This is a genomic window from Neisseria maigaei, from assembly GCF_958267405.1.
In the GTDB taxonomy this organism is placed as follows: domain Bacteria; phylum Pseudomonadota; class Gammaproteobacteria; order Burkholderiales; family Neisseriaceae; genus Neisseria; species Neisseria bergeri.
The window spans coordinates 1-2,446 of sequence record NZ_CATQFT010000019.1; the positions used below are offsets into that span (position 1 = coordinate 1).

Genomic DNA, 2,446 nt, shown 5'->3' on the forward strand with positions numbered 1-2,446 from the left:
AACAAGGGAAGACTTACTCGTGGCTGCAACCCTACTAGCTCAAAATTTATTCACACATGGTTACGCTTTGGGGAAATTATGAGGGGATCTCTCAGTGCTCAGCATGTTTGAGTGCTTTACTCGCCGCGGGTTGAGAAATATGTAAAACTTCAGCCGCACGCGTTAAGGAACCACAAGTCATTACAGCATAAAAGATATCGAGATGTCTTAATTTCATTCCATGTAGCCTACTGATTATTTATTTCTACGGACTATTCTAACGAATAAAGTATAAATAATCAGATATACTCGTCATAATTCAAATTTTGGTTTAGTTGTCACGAGAATTAATTCGTAAACGTGCAAGCTAAATAGATTGACTAGGGGAATATACGGGGTAAGAAAGCGGCTCGGCATACTGCCCTATAATAAATTGTTAGGAGAAGTACGCCGAGTAGTGTGTAGCTATTAGGTAAAGTATGTACCAATTTCAATAAATATTTTAATTAAGATACTGTTTGAAATATCAACAATAAAGGCACCGACCATAGGAACGACAAGGAAAGCTTTATGTGATGGTCCAAATGCTTTTGTGACTGTTTGCATATTCGCAATTGCTGTTGGTGTTGCTCCCATACCAAAGCCACAGTGACCCGCGCTGATCACGACAGCATCATAATCTTTGCCCATCATTTTGAAGGTGACAAAGCAGGCAAATAGCACCATGACAACAGTTTGTACAGCAATGATAATTAATACTGGCCCTGCCATGCTTGCCAATTGACCAAATTTTAATGACATTAACGCCATTGCCAAGAAAAGCGATAAAGCAACGCTACCTAATACATCGACGGTCGGCTCAAACACTTCGTGTTTAAATACATGAGTCAGTGTATTACGGATAATAATACCGACAAATAAACACCAGACAAAAGTAGGCAGTTGCAGAAAAGTATCTTTAAACAATGCACTGATATAGCCACCAACAACAATACAGATAATCAGCATTGAAATGGTTTCAATAACGTTATTTGCATTGATTTTTCTTTTGACGCTTGGTTGCTCAAAAGCTTCAACGATAGTGTCGCGCTCTTGCTCGGTTGTTTTAGGAATAGAGACCTTTTTCAAAAGATGACGGGCAACAGGGCCGCCAACTAAACCACCCAACACTAATCCAAGTGTTGCACAAGCCATCGCTAATTCAACGGCGCCTGTTACACCATATTTATCAGCGAGAATAGGGCCCCATGCTCCGGCATTACCATGACCACCTGTTAGAGTAATTGAACCTGCAATTAAGCCAATAAATGGACTTTCATTCATCATGACAGCCATACTCATGCCGACAGTATTTTGAATGGCGATTAGGATCGTTACTGCAATAGTTAATAGAACTAACGGCTTTCCTCCTTTAATCAGTCGAGAAAAGTCAGAACTTAGCCCGATAGAGGAAAAGAATGTGAGCATTAATAAACTTTGCAATGAAGCATCAAAAGTAAACGAATAACCTGATGTTTTATCAATAATTAACAGAACAATTGCAACAATAAAGCCACCAACGACGGCTTCTGGTATGTGGTTTTTTTGTAGGAACGGGGTAAATTTTACGACAAACATTCCTATGAGTAGCGCGATACATGCGACTAATAATGTATAACTGGCATCTAGGATCATTTTTTTACCTCTATTAGTTTACCAGAATTTTCACTATAACAATTTAACAATAGTGAAAAATGAAGTTACTTTGGTTAACTAATCTTTAACAATGAGTTTTATTAGGGTATCCATAACTTTTAGTTAATAGGGTCATAATTTTAGTGTGATCTTAATCATGAAATATTAAAAAGATTAAAATAACAACAATGGTATTTAATGATGGGTAAACCTAAATACCATGCGGGATCCGCACTATTTTCGGTGATAGCAAAAAATAAAAAAGTATAAATAATAAACAAAATTATAAGAGAAGGAGAACATGATAAGCGCAGGCCGAGCAATTTAAAGAAGTGTGATATACAACATAAAACAGCAGCATGACCTTTCTATATTTCGTTGCTTATCGAAGTGTTAATTTTCGGGTGGATTACTCTGTTTGTTGATTAATAACGGAGAAAAATATGATTGCTGTAATATTTGAGGTGCAAATACAACCCGACCAACAAACTCGCTATTTGACTTTAGCTGAGGAGTTAAGACCACTATTAAGTCATGTAGCTGGTTTTATTTCAATTGAACGTTTTCAAAGTCTAGCTACAGAAGGAAAAATGTTATCGCTATCTTGGTGGGAAAACGAATACGCAGTTCTGCAATGGAAAAATCATGTTTTACATGCGAAAGCTCAACAAGAAGGGCGAGAGTCAATATTTGATTCTGATGAATCCCCTAATGATTTTTATCAAAATCATTAAGTTAAGGTAGATACACATCTTGTCATATGATCAAATGGTTTCGCCAAAAATCAATAATC

At 36.9% G+C, this 2,446-nt stretch carries 3 protein-coding genes; 1 reads left to right on the plus strand and 2 read right to left on the minus strand.

Going from position 1 to position 2,446, the window contains the following annotated elements:
- Positions 1-91: 91 nt before the first annotated feature.
- The gene (locus tag Q3O06_RS11175) at positions 92-217 is read right to left on the minus strand and encodes a LysR family transcriptional regulator (RefSeq protein ID WP_001303004.1); all 126 of its coding nucleotides are present in this window, start codon (positions 215-217) and stop codon (positions 92-94) included.
- 230 nt (positions 218-447) lie between these two features.
- Positions 448-1,653, minus strand: a complete 1,206-nt coding sequence (gene gltS, locus Q3O06_RS05200; RefSeq protein ID WP_000599533.1) for a sodium/glutamate symporter — start codon at positions 1,651-1,653, stop codon at positions 448-450.
- Positions 1,654-2,096: 443 nt separating this feature from the next.
- Between gltS and Q3O06_RS05205 the strand changes: the two genes are divergently transcribed.
- A complete protein-coding gene (locus tag Q3O06_RS05205) occupies positions 2,097-2,387 on the plus strand; it encodes an antibiotic biosynthesis monooxygenase family protein (RefSeq protein WP_308446890.1) in 291 nt (96 codons plus the stop codon).
- Positions 2,388-2,446 lie beyond the last annotated feature (59 nt).